Below are 15,306 nucleotides of genomic sequence, written 5' to 3' on the forward strand. Positions count from 1 at the left end.
CGGGTGATCTTACTGCCGTCGGCGCCGGCACGGCGTGGCAAGTGCCACCACCTCGCACCGGGCCCTAACGTGGTGCCGGTGAACAGCAATGGGTCCGATCCCTACGGTCGAGATGTCCTGTCCGGGCCACGTCGAAGTACCCGGCCGACGGTCCCCGAGGTCGCTGCCGAGCGAGATCTGGTGGTCGAGGACGCGGCGAGTGGATTCTGTGGTGCCGTCGTCGGATTCGAACGCAGCTACGACGGCGAGTTCGTCAGGCTGGAAGATCGACGGGGACTGACCAGGATCTTTGCGATGCGTCCCGCGGCCTTCCTGATCGACGGCGCACCGGTCACCCTGACAAAACCTGTGGTCAAGCCGCCGTCGGCGCCGACGCGCACGGCGTCCGGATCGAGGACGGTTGCCGGGCAACGCGCGCGGGTGGCGCGAGCGAGCCGCCTGTTCGTCGAAGGGGTTCACGACGCGGCACTGATGGAACGGATCTGGGGCGACGACCTGCGCGTCGAAGGCGTGGTGGTCTCGAGCCTGGACGGCCTCGACAATCTCGACGAGGCGCTGGCCGAGTTCGGGCCCGGTCCGACCAGGCGGGCCGGGGTCTTGGTGGACCACCTGGTGGCCGGCTCGAAGGAATCGCGACTCACCGAACGCGTCGGCGAGCACGTCCTGGTCACCGGTCACCCCTACATCGACGTCTGGGAAGCGGTGAAGCCCGCCGCGGTGGGAATCAAGGCCTGGCCGAAGATCCCGCGAGGCATCGACTGGAAGACCGGCATCTGCCAGGAGCTCAACTGGGGCACACCGCAGGACGGCTGGCGAAAGGTGAATTCATCGGTGTCGAGTTTCCGCGACATCGAGGTTCCGCTGATCCGGGCCGTCGAGGAATTGATCGATTTCGTCACCGCTGTCGAATAGCAGGCGTAACCGACTCCGATTTTAGTGGCACAGTGGACATGTGGGAGCACTCGTCTGGCTGGTCGTAGGACTGATATTCATCGGCGCTGAAGTACTCAGCGGCGATCTCATCCTGCTCATGCTCGCCGGCGGTGCGCTGTCTGCGGCCGCCGTCAGCGCAATCTTCGATTCACCGCTGTGGGTGGACGGAATCGTTTTCGCCGCGGTGTCGCTGCTCCTGGTGTTCACGGTTCGTCCGGTTGCCAAGCGCCACATGTACAACCGGCCCCGTCTGGCAACCAACACCGAAGGTCTGATCGGACAGCATGGTGTGGTTGTCGCGGCGATCGACGCCGACTCCGGGCAGGTCAAGTTCGGTGGTGGTGTCTGGTCCGCACGGGCGGCCCATCCCGGTGACCGGTTTGCCGAAGGCGAATCGGTGACGATTCTCGAAATCGACGGCGCCACCGCGGTGGTGTGGAAAGGATGACCCCCATGGTTGTCGGCATTGTCGTGATTCTGGTTCTGGTGCTGGTTGTTGCTGTGATCCTGGTCAAGTCGGTCGCACTGATCCCGCAGGCCGAAGCCGCGGTGATCGAGAGGCTGGGCCGGTACACCAAGACCGTGTCCGGGCAGCTCACACTGCTGATCCCGTTTGTCGATCGCGTCCGGGCCCGGATCGATCTGCGTGAGCGCGTGGTCTCGTTTCCTCCGCAGCCGGTGATCACCGAGGACAACCTCACGGTCAACATCGACACCGTTGTCTACTTCCAGGTGACCACCCCGCAGGCAGCGGTGTACGAGATCAACGATTACATCGTGGGTGTCGAACAGTTGGCCACGACCACACTGCGCAACGTGGTCGGTGGCATGACCCTCGAGGAGACCCTGACCTCGCGTGATTCGATCAACGGACAGCTGCGCGGTGTGCTCGACGAGGCCACCGGTCGTTGGGGCCTGCGGGTCGCCCGCGTCGAGCTGAAGTCGATCCTTCCACCGCCCTCCATCCAGGAATCGATGGAGAAGCAGATGAAGGCCGACCGCGAGAAGCGCGCCACGATCCTGACCGCCGAGGGCCAGCGGGAATCGGCGATCAAGACCGCGGAGGGCAACAAGCAGAGCCAGATCCTCTACGCCGAGGGCGCCAAACAGGCCGCGATTCTCACCGCGGAAGGTGACCGGCAGTCCCGCATCCTGAAAGCGCAGGGTGACCGCGCCGCGCAATACCTGCGCGCACAGGGTGAGGCGAAGTCGATCGAGAAGGTGTTCGCCGCGATCAAGGCCGCCAAGCCCACCCCCGAGTTGCTGGCGTACCAGTACCTGCAGCAGCTCCCGGAGATGGCGAGGGGCGAGGCCAGCAAGGTATGGATCGTCCCGTCCGACTTCGGTTCGGCGCTACAGGGTTTCGCCAAGTCGTTCGGTGTGCAGTCCGACGACGGTGTCTTCCGTTACGAGGCCCCGGCCGACGACAGCCCGGCACAGGTCGACGAATCCGATATCGCCGACTGGTTCGAGACGGCGAGCGATCCCGAGGTCGCGCAGGCGGTCGCCGCGGCCGAAGCGGTAGCCCGGAGGCCGATTGCCGATCAGCCCCCACTGTCGACCAGGTCGAAGGACCCCGTCCTCGAGTCCGAACCGTACAGCGCGCCGGGCACACCCGGATGGCACCCACCGGACACCGATGAGGTGGGACCATTTCAGGGTTTGTAGGAGGGCGTCAGTGCAGCAGTAGGTATGCAGCACCGGCGGTGGCCGCGGCCCAGAGCACCGAGGCCAAGGTCCCGATGATGAATTGCTCGGCCGCGCCCGGTTCACGCAGTTCGGGATAGCGGCCCAGGCCCTTGACCGCCAGAACGATGGCGATGGCTTCGGGCCATTGCAGACTCAGCGCCGCGACCACCACGATGCGTTCGAGATATCCGATGACGCGGCCGCCCCGCAGCGGGGTGGGTACCGGCGCGGGATCGGCCGGCGGGTCCGCGGGGGGCGGGGTGTCGAGTTGCCAGGGCTCGATGCCGCCCAGGAGCAACGCCGCCCGCACCATCAGGGTGCCGCCGGTGACCGCCGCCGCAAGGGTGAGGCAGTAGATCACGACCGCCCCGGCACCGTCGGCGGGATCGGCCAGCAATCCCAGGATGGCCACCAGGCCGAGGATCGCCGGTGCGATCATCGCCGCCGCGATGTTGGTCAGGCGTCCGTGCCCGAGGGGGAGCCGGCTGATGAGTAGTGGCGCGAGTGCGGTCGCCGCCAGCAAACCGATGGCCGCGACGATCATGGGTGTGCGACCTCCAGGAGATGGGTGGCGAGCACTCGGGTGTCCTCCTCGATATGCCAGTCCGCGGCCTGTAGTCGTTGGGATATCGCCTGCGGTGTGATGCCGAGTGTGGCAGCCGCCTCTGACTGACTGTGGCCCAGGCGCATCTCCCGGATGGCTTCCTGACCGGCTGCACTGCGTCCGGTGGCGGTGCGGACGAGTAGTCGCAGCGCGGTTTGTGCATGTCCGTCGGCGGCACCGCCGGATCCGACCACGCTCACGTGGTAGCGGGTGGTCTTGGCCGAGTTCACGGCTTCCCGGGCCCGTTCGAATGCCTGCCCGCGCCCGGCTCGGGTCTGCTCGGGAAGGGGGAGTTCGACGTCACCGATACCGACACCGATGCTCCAGTGTCCATCCGAGGCCAGGATCCCGACCGCCTCCGTGACAGCCTCGGGATCGTCGAGGACGGCCTGCAACTCGTCGCCTGCGGTCCGATCGAACGGCCGGATCGTCGTGACGCCGGCAAGCGCTGCGAGGGCTTCCGGAACCCGGTCCGGCTCGCTCCGGCTCCGCCGCTGATCAATCGTCAGTACGTACATCGCGTCCTCCACTTCAGGGACCAGACTGCGATCCCGGCTCCCACCGAGGAGCTATCAAGGATTGAACCTTGAAATGAGCCTATCAAGTCACATGGCTTGATAAAAGCGAATAAAGCTTTTCACCTTCACGAAGCGGGTGTGGCGTCCGAGTGGTTCGAGGCTCCGGGGCCGGCGGCCGCATCCGGTTTGTCGTCCGTCGACGTATCGACATCCATGTGCGCATCCACGATCAATCCGATCACACCGAGGCTGAACAGAGCGGCAGACAACACCAGTGACCAGACGTCACCCTGTCCGGTCAGGGCATCGCCGAGCAGCACCACGGCTGCGGTGCCGGGCATCACCCCGATGATCGTCGCCAGCAGAAAGGGCACGAACCTGATCGACGACAACGCGGCGATGTAGTTGGTCACCGAAAACGGGCAGGCGGCGATCAGGCGCAACGACCCGACTGCCAGCCATCCACGCCGTTCCATGCGCAACTCGACCGCCTTGGTCAGCGGGTGATGCAGATAGGGCCGGACCCGGGCCCGGCCGTATCTGCGCACCAGGACAAACGCTGCCGCCGCGGCGAAGGTGGTGGCCAGCATCGCGCCGGTGAAGCCGACGGCCGGACCGAAGAGAAGACCGGAAGCCACCGTGAACGCGGACCGCGGCACCGGAAAGATCACGATGATCGCGTAGGAGACAAAAAAGATCCAGACGAAGGCCGGGCCGAGAGAGTCGGCCCACTCCCGCAGCTGGGAGACCGACGGGAAGGGAGTCAGGTACGCGGCAATCATGACCGCGATCACAACGATGAGTCCGATCACAGCCCGGATCACCGCGGTCTTGCGGGTGACTCGGCCAATGATTTGCACGGGCTCAACCATACGGCCGACCTCTCCGTTCCTCGATGTGCGCGACACCACTGGAGATACCACCCACCTTGCCTTTTGGCCCGACCGATCGATCGGATAGTGTCGATCCACGTCCTGATGCGACCGAGATCACGACGTCACCAGCCGATCGAAGGGCTCACCCCGAATGCCGGATACCCATTCCGACCTCCAAGACCTGGAGACCAGTTACCAGCAGTGGTCCGACTCTGCCGCGCAGGTACTGGCCAAGTCCAATCGCGTTGACGTTGCGGACCTGGCCGACAGCCCCGAAGCGCTGTTGTCGACCATCACTCCGGACGCACTGGTCATCAAGCCGCTCTACACCCGACGAGATGAGCTCGACGAGCCCGGCCTTCCGGGTTCGTACCCCTTTGTCCGCGGCAGCGATGCGACCCGCGATGTGAACATGGGCTGGCGCGTCACCGAACGCTTTGGTGATCCGACCGGGGAACCCCAGGACCCGAAGGCGCTCAACGCCGCGATCCTGGAGGCACTCGACAACGGTGTGAGCGGTCTGTGGCTGGCGGTCGGTGAGAATGCGATCGCACCGGAGCAGCTGGCCGACGTCCTGGCCGGGGTCTTCCTCGACCTCGTCCCGGTCACCATCGACGCCGGCGCGGCCGGAATCGAAGCAGCGCGCGCCACCGCGGGCCTCCTGCCGGATACCGCGTCGCTGAGCACGGTCGCCTCGTACGGCCTGGCGCCGTTGACCGCGGCGCTATCCGGCCGGCCGACCGTCGAGCTTGCCGACGCCATCGCCATCGCCAAGGAATCCGGGCCCGCGGTCCGGGCCATCCGCGTCGACGGCACCGACTTCGCACTCGGCGGAGCCACCGACGTCCAGGAACTGGCCTTCACCGTGGCTGCAGGCGTCGAATATCTGCGTGAACTCACCGCGGCGGGCCTGGGTATCGACAACGCACTCGCGCAGCTGACCTTTGCGTTGTCGGCCACCGACGACCAGTTCGGCACGATCGCCAAGTTCCGGGCGATCCGGCGACTGTGGGGCCGGGTGGCCGAGGTCAGCGGCGCGCCGTCGGCCGGAGCCGCCATCACCCACGGCGTGACCGCCCTGACGATGATGAGCCAGCGCGATCCCTGGGTGAACATGCTCCGCGTCACCACCGCGACGTTCGGTGCCGGAGTTGGTGGCGCCGACCAGATCACGGTGCTGCCGTTCGACGCCGCAATAGCGCCCGCCGATCGCACCACCAACCCGAGCTTCTCGCGCCGGATGGCCCGCAACACGCAACTGCTGTTGCTCGAAGAGTCCAACGTCGCCAAGGTGATCGACCCCGCCGGTGGCTCCTGGTTCGTGGAATCGCTGACCGACAGTCTGTCCGTCGCCGCCTGGTCGCTGTTCCAGGAGATCGAGACCAAGGGCGGCTACCGTCAGGCGCTGTCCGAGGGCTGGATCGGTGAGCAGATCACCACGTCGCTCGAAGCCCGTGACAATGCGGTTGCACACCGCACGACCGCGCTCACCGGCATCAACGAGTTCCCGAATCTGGGGGAGAAGCCGCTCGGCACAGAGGGTGCGGCAGATGTTGCCGATCAGCCCGCGTCGGCGCCCAACCTGGCTCGCATCGCCCGGCCGTTCGAGCGTCTGCGCGATCGATCCGATGCCTACCTCGCCGCCCATGGCCGTCGTCCCACGGCGATCATGTTGCCCCTGGGTTCGGTGGCCGAGCACAACGGCCGCACCACCTTCGTCGCCAACCTGTTGGCGGCCGGTGGTATCGAAGCAGTCAATCCAGGCCCGCTGGACGGTGATTCGGTGGCCGCCGCGATCTCGGCGGCGGGCAATCCCGCAATCGCCGTGCTGTGTGCCGCCAACCCTCGCTACGCGACCGACGGTGCGCCTGCTCTCGCGGCCGCCCGCGAGGCCGGCGTCGAGACCGTGCTGCTGGCCGGTCCGGCCAAGGCCTGGACCGACACCGCAGGTACCCCGGATGGATTCCTGCAGATCGGGATCGACGCCATCTCCACGTTGACCGACCTGCTCGACAAGATCGAGGCGAAAAAGTAATGACCAGTACTGACAGTAAGAAGGACACGCAGCCGAAGGCGGAGCTGGACCAATCTGTGCCGAACTTCGCCGATGTCCCGTTGGCGGACGTGGCAGCGGTGCCGACAGCCGGGGACAGCGACAAGCTGATCGCCGATCTGGCTCAGGCGCACGGCTATTCGACCGAGCAGGTCACCTGGAGCACCCCGGAGCAGATCGATGTCCGGCCGCTCTACACCCGCGCCGACCGGGACGCGGTGACCACCGACGGCGACAACCCGTACCCGCTCGACACCGTGCCGGGCCAGGTTCCGTTCCTGCGCGGTCCGTACCCGACGATGTATGTGAACCAGCCGTGGACGATTCGGCAGTACGCCGGCTTCTCCACCGCGGCCGAGTCCAATGCCTTCTACCGCCGCAACCTCGCGGCCGGTCAGAAGGGCCTGTCGGTCGCCTTCGACCTCGCGACCCACCGTGGCTACGACTCCGACCACCCCCGGGTGGCCGGCGACGTCGGTATGGCCGGTGTGGCCATCGATTCCATCCTCGACATGCGTCAGCTGTTCGACGGGATCGACCTGGGCAGTGTGTCGGTGTCGATGACGATGAACGGCGCCGTGCTGCCGATTCTCGCGCTGTATGTTGTTGCCGCCGAGGAACAGGGTGTGCCGCCGGAGAAGCTCGCCGGCACCATCCAGAACGACATCCTCAAAGAGTTCATGGTGCGCAACACCTACATCTATCCGCCGAAGCCGTCGATGCGGATCATCTCGAACATCTTCGAGTACACCAGCCACAAGATGCCGAAGTTCAACTCGATCTCGATCTCGGGCTACCACATCCAAGAGGCCGGTGCCACAGCCGATCTCGAGTTGGCGTACACCCTCGCCGACGGCATCGAGTACCTGCGGGCCGGTGTCGACGTCGGTCTGGACATCGACAAGTTCGCACCTAGGCTCTCGTTCTTCTGGGCCATCGGCATGAACTTCTTCATGGAGGTCGCGAAACTTCGTGCGGCGCGGCTCATCTGGAGCGAGCTGGTCGCCAAGTTCGACGCCAAGAACCCCAAATCGCTGTCGCTGCGTACCCATTCGCAGACCTCGGGCTGGTCGCTGACCGCACAGGATCCGTTCAACAACGTCGCGCGCACCTGTATCGAGGCGATGGCCGCAACCCAGGGCCACACCCAGTCGCTGCACACCAACGCCCTCGACGAGGCGCTGGCACTGCCCACCGACTTCTCGGCTCGGATCGCCCGCAACACCCAGCTCCTGCTTCAGCAGGAATCGGGCACCACGCGTCCGATCGATCCGTGGGCCGGATCGAACTACGTCGAGTGGCTGACGCACGAGCTGGCCAACAAGGCCCGGGCACACATCGCCGAGGTCGAAGAGGCCGGCGGTATGGCACAGGCCATCAACGAGGGCATCCCGAAGCTCCGGATCGAAGAGGCTGCCGCGCGTACGCAGGCCCGCATCGACTCCGGTCAGCAGCCGGTGATCGGCATCAACAAGTACCAGGTCGACGAGGACCAGGAGATCGAGGTTCTCAAGGTCGAGAACTCGAAGGTCCGCGGCGAGCAGATCGAGAAGCTGGAAAGGCTTCGCGCCAGCCGTGATTCGGCGGCCGTGCAGATCGCGCTGGAGAACCTGTCGCGCGCTGCCGCCTCCTCTGAGGGTGGCTTGGAGAACAACCTGATGGCTCTGGCCATCGAGGCGGCCCGGCACCAGGCCACCGTCGGCGAGATCTCCGAGGCACTGGAGAAGGTCTACGGTCGCCACCAGGCAGAAATCCGCACCATCAGCGGTGTGTACCGACACGAGGCCGGAACTGTGCAGAACATCGACGACGCCATCGATATCGTCAACAAGTTTGCCGAAGCCGAAGGCCGCCGGCCGCGTGTCCTGGTCGCGAAGATGGGCCAGGACGGTCACGACCGCGGACAGAAAGTGATCGCGACCGCCTTTGCCGACCTCGGATTCGACGTCGACGTCGGCCCGCTGTTCCAGACCCCTGATGAGGTGGCATTGCAGGCCTCGGACAACGACGTGCACGTCGTCGGTGTCTCGTCGCTGGCAGCCGGTCACCTCACCCTGGTGCCTGCACTCCGCGATGCCCTCGCGAAGGTCGGGCGCAGCGACATCATGATCGTGGTCGGCGGTGTGATCCCGCCCGGCGACTTCGATGAGCTGTACGAGGCCGGTGCTGCCGCGATCTTCCCTCCGGGAACGGTCATCGCCGACTCCGCCGTGGAGCTGATCAAGAAGTTGTCGGTCGAGTTGGGGCACGAGCTGACTTCGTGACGGTAAGACGAGCACATGCCTAGACCCCCCTTGGATCTGGCAGCGCTGGCTGATGCCGTCCGCGCCGACAAACGACCTGATCTGGCGCGAGCCATCACACTGGTCGAGTCGACGCGGGCGGATCACCGCGCCCAGGCGCAGGAATTGCTGCTGTCGCTCGGCACCGACTCGGGGAAGTCGTACCGGGTCGGTATCACCGGAGTCCCCGGAGTCGGTAAGTCGACCACCATCGAAGCCCTCGGCATGCACCTGATCGAGCAGGGGCACAAGGTTGCCGTGCTGGCGGTGGATCCGTCGTCGACCCGCACCGGGGGTTCGATTCTCGGTGACAAGACTCGGATGGGCCAGTTGTCGGTGCACCCGAATGCCTACATCCGGCCATCGCCGACGTCGGGCACCCTCGGCGGTGTCGCGAAGGCGACCCGCGAGACGATCGTGCTGCTGGAGGCCGCCGGGTTCGATGTGGTGCTGGTGGAGACCGTCGGTGTCGGCCAGTCCGAGGTCACGGTGGCCAACATGGTCGACGTGTTCTGCTTCCTGACACTGGCCCGCACCGGTGATTCGTTGCAGGGCATCAAAAAGGGTGTCCTGGAGCTCGCCGACATCGTGGTCGTGAACAAGGCCGACGGAAAGTATCTGACCGAGGCGAAGAACGCCGCACGTGAGCTTCAGGGCGCGCTTCGTCTGCTGACGCCGCACGAGGCGATCTGGCGTCCTCCGGTGCTGACGATGAGTGCCATGGAGGGTACCGGTGTTGCCGAGTTCTGGGAGACCGTCCTCAAACACAAGGAAGTCCTCAGTGCTGCAGGCGAATACGATGCTCGCCGCAACCGTCAGCAGGTCGAGTGGATGTGGGCGATGGTGACCGACCAGCTCCTGCGCCGGCTCGATGCCAACGCCGACGTCCGCGCGATCCGCGACCGTGTGGAGGACGACGTCCGATCCGGTTCACTCACGCCGGCGCTGGCGGCTGCCGCGATCGTCGAGGCCTTCGACGGCTAGCGCCCCCACCCACCCGTTTTCGCACTGCCCACCGGCAATTGTTGGAGGGCAGTGCAAATTCAGGTGTTGGGTCAGGAAACTGTCGAGGAATTCTGCACGGCGATCGCAAACGCCGCGATCCGGTCGATGAGATCGTCGAAGAACAGGTCCGGCTCGGTGGTGGTCGCGATCTCGGCATTCACCGGGCGATTCCAGAAGCCGCGTTCGTCGGCAACCGTGGTGCCGCGGGTCAGTGTTCCGTCGACCTCGACGTCCACACAGGCGTGGCGGATCCCGGTGATCGACGGATCAAGGGCGACGGCGGCGGCGAAGGGGTCGTGCATGTGGGCGATGTAGCCCTCGGACTGGGCTTCGTGGAACTCGAAATAGAACCGGACCGCGTCGACGAGATGGCGGACGATCACGTTGTCCGCCACCGAACGGGTACCGGGTTCGTCATCGGGTCCGGGTTGTTCCACCGGGCTCGATTCGGCCAGCGCCGCCAGTCGGCCGAGGTGGTCGGGGGTCATCCGGATGGTCTCGGTGAGGTCGAGGGGACAGATGATCGGGCGCGGTGTGCCGTCCTGCCCAAAAGCGGCAAAGACCTCTTTGGCCGCCTCGGGATCGACGGCGATGTTCCACTCGGTCGTGGGTGTGGTGTTTCCGCCCTGGTGGAACACCCCGCCCATGATGACCAGGCGCCGAAGCCTGCTCGGCAGCAACGGATCCCGCCGGATGGCCAGCGCGAGATTGGTGAGAGGCCCAGTCACCAGGCCCACGTACTCACCGGGATTCTCCGCCGTCAGCTCGATCCAGGCATCCGCGGCGTCCCGGTGCGACTGGGTGGAGGTGGCGACTGGCAGTTCGGCGTATCCGATGCCGAGCGGACCGTGGGTTTCCTCGGTGGTCATCAGTGGTGTCTCGAGCGGACCGTCGGCGCCCACACAGACTTCGATGTCGTCGCGGCCGCAGAGCTGCAGCCAGGCGAGGTTGTTGGCGCAGACCACGTCGGTCGGGACGTTGCCGCCGGTCGACAAGACCGCCCGTAGATCGGCCGAGGGATGGGCGAGGAGGTACAGCAACGCCAGGGAATCGTCGATACCGGTATCGCAGTCGAAGATGAGCGGCACTGAATTCACGTGTCGACCCTAGTCGACCAACCGATTTCGTCAGTCGGGCCTCACGCCGTAATTCGGTGTGGCCTGTTCAAATACCACCGGCGCTGCTAATCTGAACACAGATGTTTCCCCTTTGGGGATCTCGTTGTACGTCGAGAGGATGATCGATGACCATCTCCGAATCCGGCCCCCGGCTCCGCGCTGTCGCCCCCGGCGAGGGTGAAGACTCACTGATCAACAACGCCGACAGCGAGATCGAACTGATCCCGCCGGACTCCATCACCGCAGAGCAGACCGGCCGTTTCACGTTTCTCCCGGTCAACGGGGCAGCGTTTGTGATGCAGGTGATGCACCCTGTCATCGGTGACGTGGTCGGTAAGTACTCGGTGTTCCGCACCGACCCGGGTGGTCGTGCGATCCGATCGATCGATTCGGTCCTGCGCTGGGTCTACGGCGGTGAAGAAGCGCTCGCCGAGGGCAAACGCCTGCGCAAGATGCACCAGCCGCTGAAGATGAAGAACGCACAGGGCAAGCACATCAGCGCGCTCAACCCCGAGGCCTACCAGTGGGTCATCGCAACCGCGTTCCCGACCACGCTGGCGGCCGGACCGCTGCTCATCGGGCGCGACTTCAACGACGAAGAGAAGCAGGAGATCCTGCGTGACAACCGCCGGATCGCCAAGATCGTGCAGGTACCGATGAGGGGCTACCCCGAGACCATCGGGGAATTCGACGAGTACTTCGACGACTTCATCAACAACAAGCTCGTCGCCCACGAGACCGCACTGACACTCATCGGGCAGATGAAGGAAGCCCCTCCACTCCCTCCTTCCGTGCCGGCGAGCCTGCGCCCGGCCGCAAAGGCTGCAGCCAATTTTGTCAGCAAGCCGGTGCAGAATCTGAACTACCTCACCACGGTGGGTGTGATGGATCCGCGGGTTCGCGAGATCCTCGGCCTGACGTGGAGCAACAAAGAGCAGCGGGACCTCGAGCGGATGCACAAGGTGATCCGGGGTTCGTACAAGGTGCTCCCTGACCGGTTGACGTACTTCCCGCTGGCCTATCACGCCCGGCGCCACCACGCTGCGATCCAGGCCATGAAGAAGCGGGAAACCGCCGGCGCGGCCTACAAGGTCGCCCGTCAGGCCTGAGTCGGGGCATCGCTGAGGTTCAGAAGATCCCTTGTCAGTTCGAGCTGGCCCAGATGCTGGGCCAGCTCGCGCTGTATGTGCATGAGCACCCATTCGGGAGACGCCGTCGCGGCGTCGGCGCGTGTCGACCCTGTTGCGGCGCGATCCCGGATGCCCTCGATGAGGGCGATGTCCACCCATCCCGGCAGCCGGCCGCGAAGATCTGACACTCGGTCGATCAACGGGGCGACCGGCCCGGTGGCCGTGAACTCGGCGTCACGATCGCGCGGTATCCGCAGACCGGCGATGACCGAGCCGGCCCAGTATTCGATGACCCCGACACAGTGAAAGACGATGGCGTACGGGCTGTTTGCGCCGCCAATCGCGGGTCTGGTGTTGGCGCGGTCATCGCCGAGGGCGTCGAGGATCGACACCATGGCGTCCAGCGTCTCGCCGCAGACGGACAACATGGCCTCGCCCAGCGGATTGGTATCGGGTGCGTTCACCCTCAACGATCTACCACGGATAGGGCTCGAAGTCCTTCAGGAAGCATCCGTAGAGGTCGTTGCCGGATTCGCCCTGCACGATGGGGTCGTACACCCGCGCGGCGCCGTCGACCAGGTCCAGTGGCGCCCGGAAGCCTTCGTCGGCCAGGCGCATCTTGCTGGTGTGCGGACGTTCGTCGGTGATCCATCCGGTGTCGACGGCGGTCACCAGGATCCCGTCCTGATAGAGCTCGCCGGCACTGGTGCGGGTCAGCATGTTCAGCGCCGCCTTGGCCATGTTGGTGTGCGGATGGCCCGGACCCTTGTAGCCGCGCGAGAAGATCCCTTCCATCGCCGACACGTTCACCACGTACTTGCGGCGGGCCGTCGACGCCTTCATCGCCGGGGTCAGCCGCGACAGCAAGATGAACGGCGCGACACTGTTGCAGAGCTGCACCTCGAGCAGTTCGAGCGGATCCACCTGATCGACCGTCTCCACCCAGCTGTTGCTGTCGACGAGATCGGGGAGCAGTCCGCCGGCGTCGATCGCCGTACCGTCCGCGATCCGGGCCGGAGCCGACGACCCGGCCGTCATGGCCAATGCCGCGAGGGCCTGGGCGGCAGCGTCACTGTCGCCACCGGAGGCCAGCGCGTGCGGATGCAGTTCGCTGCTGTCACCCATTGTCAGCAGCGGCACCGATGCGGCCGAACCGGTCAGCGGGGCGAGCTCGGCGTCGGCCAGTGAGCTGTAGGCGCCGGGGGAGCGGCGGACCGTCTGCGCCGCGTTGTTGACGAGGATGTCGAGCGGTCCCTGGGCCGCCACCGAATCGGCCAGCGCGACCACCTGCGCCGGGTCGCGGAGGTCGATCCCGACGACGTTGAGGCGGTGCAGCCACTGGTCGGCGTCGGGCTGACGAGCGAACCGCCGGGCGGCGTCACGCGGGAATCTGGTGGTGATCGTGAGTTCAGCGCCGTCACGCAACAGCATCAGCGCGATGTACATGCCGATCTTGGCGCGTCCACCGGTGAGCAGCGCCCGACGACCGGTCAGGTCGGCGTGCTGCTCGCGCTTGTGTCGATTGGCGGCCGCACACTCCGGGCAGAGCTGGTGATGGAACGCGTCGACGTGCGTGTATTCCTTTTTGCAGATGTAGCAGTTCTGGGGCCGGATCAGGGTTCCGGCACTCGTGCCGGGTGCGCCCGTCAGCGGCAGGCCCGCGGTTTCGTCGTCGATCCGGTCCGGTGACCCGGTTGCCGTGGCGGCCAGCACCTTTCGGTCCGCGTCGACGCGGATCTGATTCTTTTCCCGCCGGCGCCGGCGCTTGGCGTGCTTGAACATCTGCGCGACGGCACGTTGCACCGCAAGGGAATCCGGATGCCCCGCATCGAGCTCGGTGACCTGGTCCAGGACACGGCGGAAGATCGCCATGTCGGCGGGATCGATGGACTCTGTGGGTAGGTCGTGCACGATAAGCCAGTGTAGTGGCCAGAAACCGGTGCCCGATCCACCTCGCCGGCGGCCTGAACCGGGGTATGCCGGAAACGAGAAATGCAGGCGATGAAAATCATCGCCTGCATTTTGCAGAGTGTCCGAGGGGGGACTTGAACCCCCACGTCCGTTAATAGGACACTAGCACCTCAAGCTAGCGCGTCTGCCATTCCGCCACTCGGACTTGCTGTTCGTGCTCGCGGAAAAAAACCGTTCTTCGAGCGCTGGACAACATTAACCGACTGGCGGCCTGCAACCCAAATCGCCTGTTCAAGGCCATTTTGTTCGATGGTTTGCTACCAATGGATCCATGGATGCGACCACCGTCATCTGCCGGACCTGCGCAGTGGAACAGAGCGCCCCATTACCTGCGGTGTGCCGCATCTGCGCCGACGAACGACAGTACGTCCCGCCGTACGGCCAATTGTGGGTGTCCATCGGGCAATTGGCCGCCGAAGGACAACGCGTGGTGGTCTCCGAACTCGAGCCCGGGTTGCTCGAGATCTACAGCTCACCCGGTGTCGGCATCAATCAGCACAGCAAACTCGTCTGCACCGACGCCGGAAATCTGCTGTGGGATCCGATCGGTTTCATCGACGACGAAGCGCTCGCAGCGGTCCGGGACGCCGGCCCGGTCGTGGCGATCGTGGCGAGCCATCCGCACATGTTCGGCGTGCAGGTGGAGTGGTCACGCGCTCTCGGCGACGTACCGGTCCTGGTTGCCGAATCCGATTTGGAGTGGGTCCAACGCTGCGCCCCGGTCATCGAACCGTGGAGGGGCGACCTGGCGGTGCTACCGGGGGTCACCCTGACCCAGCCCGGCGGACATTTCCCCGGTAGCGCCATCGCCCACTGGAGCGCCGGCGCCGACGGACGCGGTGTGATGCTTTCCGGGGATACGGTGCTGCCGAATCCCGATCGCAGCAGCGTCAGCTTCATGCGGAGCTACCCCAACCGCATTCCACTGTCCGCTGCGGTGGTCGAACGCGTCGCCACATCGTTGTGCCGGTTCGATTTCGATCGGCTGTACGGAAACTTCGCCGACTACATCGACACCGACGCCAGGCGGATCGTCAGAGCCTCGGCCGACCGCCACATCGGATGGGTGCGAGGTGATTTCGATCATCTGACATGAACAGTCCTTCCAAAAAACTGGTCGGACTCCGC

At 65.4% G+C, this 15,306-nt stretch carries 14 protein-coding genes and 1 tRNA gene; 8 read left to right on the top strand and 7 right to left on the bottom strand.

What is annotated here, in order from left to right; all coding sequences use genetic code 11:
- The first annotated feature begins 72 nt into the window (after positions 1–72).
- From H290_RS0121705 to H290_RS0121715, 3 genes are read left to right on the top strand one after another with little or no spacing between them, the layout of a single operon-like run.
- The gene (locus tag H290_RS0121705; protein ID WP_020108944.1) at positions 73–912 is read left to right on the top strand and encodes a DUF3097 domain-containing protein; all 840 of its coding nucleotides are present in this window, start codon (positions 73–75) and stop codon (positions 910–912) included.
- A 40-nt stretch (positions 913–952) separates the two neighbouring features.
- Positions 953–1,381 (top strand): NfeD family protein, encoded by a 429-nt coding sequence (locus H290_RS0121710; RefSeq protein WP_020108945.1) that lies wholly within the window; start codon positions 953–955, stop codon positions 1,379–1,381.
- Positions 1,378–2,601, top strand: coding sequence for an SPFH domain-containing protein (locus tag H290_RS0121715; protein ID WP_020108946.1), 1,224 nt, complete (start codon positions 1,378–1,380; stop codon positions 2,599–2,601). Before H290_RS0121710 ends, H290_RS0121715 begins: the two co-directional genes overlap by 4 nt.
- A 7-nt stretch (positions 2,602–2,608) precedes the next feature.
- Here H290_RS0121715 and H290_RS0121720 read toward each other — a convergent pair whose 3' ends face one another.
- From H290_RS0121720 to H290_RS0121730, 3 genes are all read right to left on the bottom strand, one after another.
- Positions 2,609–3,166 carry a hypothetical protein gene (locus tag H290_RS0121720; protein WP_020108947.1) on the bottom strand — a complete coding sequence of 186 codons (558 nt, stop codon included), beginning with the start codon at positions 3,164–3,166 and terminating at the stop codon, positions 2,609–2,611.
- On the bottom strand, positions 3,163–3,744 hold the full coding sequence (locus H290_RS0121725; protein WP_028463513.1) for a transcriptional regulator: 582 nt from the start codon (positions 3,742–3,744) through the stop codon (positions 3,163–3,165). The genes H290_RS0121720 and H290_RS0121725 overlap by 4 nt, the downstream gene beginning before the upstream one ends.
- 125 nt (positions 3,745–3,869) lie before the next feature.
- Complete coding sequence (locus tag H290_RS0121730) at positions 3,870–4,604, bottom strand: TVP38/TMEM64 family protein (protein WP_231373801.1); 735 nt, start codon at positions 4,602–4,604, stop codon at positions 3,870–3,872.
- A 166-nt stretch (positions 4,605–4,770) separates the two neighbouring features.
- Here H290_RS0121730 and H290_RS0121735 point away from each other — a divergent pair, with 166 nt between their 5' ends.
- Genes H290_RS0121735 through meaB form a run of 3 tightly spaced genes read left to right on the top strand, consistent with a single transcriptional unit; the run spans position 4,771 to position 9,938 of the window.
- A complete protein-coding gene (locus tag H290_RS0121735) occupies positions 4,771–6,654 on the top strand; it encodes a methylmalonyl-CoA mutase family protein (protein WP_020108950.1) in 1,884 nt (627 codons plus the stop codon).
- Entirely contained in the window at positions 6,654–8,936 is a 2,283-nt protein-coding gene (gene scpA / locus H290_RS0121740) for a methylmalonyl-CoA mutase (RefSeq protein ID WP_020108951.1), read from the top strand. The genes H290_RS0121735 and scpA overlap by 1 nt, the downstream gene beginning before the upstream one ends.
- Before the next feature lie 15 nt (positions 8,937–8,951).
- Complete coding sequence (gene meaB / locus H290_RS0121745) at positions 8,952–9,938, top strand: methylmalonyl Co-A mutase-associated GTPase MeaB (protein WP_028463515.1); 987 nt, start codon at positions 8,952–8,954, stop codon at positions 9,936–9,938.
- 71 nt (positions 9,939–10,009) lie between these two features.
- Here the strand turns inward: meaB and H290_RS0121750 are convergent, their stop codons facing one another.
- Complete coding sequence (locus H290_RS0121750) at positions 10,010–11,047, bottom strand: nucleoside hydrolase (RefSeq protein ID WP_020108953.1); 1,038 nt, start codon at positions 11,045–11,047, stop codon at positions 10,010–10,012.
- A 155-nt stretch (positions 11,048–11,202) separates the two neighbouring features.
- On the opposite strand from H290_RS0121750, the gene H290_RS0121755 reads away from it, so the two are divergent.
- Positions 11,203–12,186, top strand: coding sequence for an oxygenase MpaB family protein (locus H290_RS0121755; RefSeq protein ID WP_020108954.1), 984 nt, complete (start codon positions 11,203–11,205; stop codon positions 12,184–12,186).
- Here the strand turns inward: H290_RS0121755 and H290_RS0121760 are convergent.
- The 3 genes from H290_RS0121760 to H290_RS0121770 all read right to left on the bottom strand — a co-directional run bounded on the left by H290_RS0121760 (position 12,177) and on the right by H290_RS0121770 (position 14,323).
- Positions 12,177–12,671 (bottom strand): DinB family protein, encoded by a 495-nt coding sequence (locus H290_RS0121760; protein WP_020108955.1) that lies wholly within the window; start codon positions 12,669–12,671, stop codon positions 12,177–12,179. The two genes, H290_RS0121755 and H290_RS0121760, sit on opposite strands and share 10 nt — an antisense overlap.
- 10 nt (positions 12,672–12,681) lie before the next feature.
- On the bottom strand, positions 12,682–14,079 hold the full coding sequence (locus H290_RS0121765) for an SDR family oxidoreductase (RefSeq protein ID WP_051122175.1): 1,398 nt from the start codon (positions 14,077–14,079) through the stop codon (positions 12,682–12,684).
- Positions 14,080–14,237: 158 nt separating this feature from the next.
- Positions 14,238–14,323: transfer RNA gene (locus tag H290_RS0121770), tRNA-Leu, on the bottom strand.
- A gap of 126 nt (positions 14,324–14,449) precedes the next feature.
- Here H290_RS0121770 and H290_RS0121780 point away from each other — a divergent pair.
- Positions 14,450–15,274: an MBL fold metallo-hydrolase gene (locus H290_RS0121780; protein WP_020108957.1), complete on the top strand. Its 825-nt coding sequence runs from the start codon at positions 14,450–14,452 to the stop codon at positions 15,272–15,274.
- Positions 15,275–15,306: the final 32 nt, after the last annotated feature.

It is taken from the genome of Nocardia sp. 348MFTsu5.1 (assembly GCF_000383535.1).
GTDB classification, from domain to species: Bacteria; Actinomycetota; Actinomycetes; order Mycobacteriales; family Mycobacteriaceae; genus Williamsia; species Williamsia faeni.

What these genes read in the sequence shown, in the direction of transcription:
- H290_RS0121765 (WP_051122175.1), bottom strand. Translation starts at nt 14,079, where the DNA reads ATGGCGATCTTCCGCCGTGTCCTGGACCAGGTCACCGAGCTCGATGCG.
- H290_RS0121720 (WP_020108947.1), bottom strand. Translation starts at nt 3,166, where the DNA reads ATGATCGTCGCGGCCATCGGTTTGCTGGCGGCGACCGCACTCGCGCCA.
- H290_RS0121735 (WP_020108950.1), top strand. Translation starts at nt 4,771, where the DNA reads ATGCCGGATACCCATTCCGACCTCCAAGACCTGGAGACCAGTTACCAG.
- H290_RS0121755 (WP_020108954.1), top strand. Translation starts at nt 11,203, where the DNA reads ATGACCATCTCCGAATCCGGCCCCCGGCTCCGCGCTGTCGCCCCCGGC.
- meaB (WP_028463515.1), top strand. Translation starts at nt 8,952, where the DNA reads ATGCCTAGACCCCCCTTGGATCTGGCAGCGCTGGCTGATGCCGTCCGC.
- H290_RS0121725 (WP_028463513.1), bottom strand. Translation starts at nt 3,744, where the DNA reads ATGTACGTACTGACGATTGATCAGCGGCGGAGCCGGAGCGAGCCGGAC.
- H290_RS0121780 (WP_020108957.1), top strand. Translation starts at nt 14,450, where the DNA reads ATGGATGCGACCACCGTCATCTGCCGGACCTGCGCAGTGGAACAGAGC.
- H290_RS0121715 (WP_020108946.1), top strand. Translation starts at nt 1,378, where the DNA reads ATGACCCCCATGGTTGTCGGCATTGTCGTGATTCTGGTTCTGGTGCTG.
- scpA (WP_020108951.1), top strand. Translation starts at nt 6,654, where the DNA reads ATGACCAGTACTGACAGTAAGAAGGACACGCAGCCGAAGGCGGAGCTG.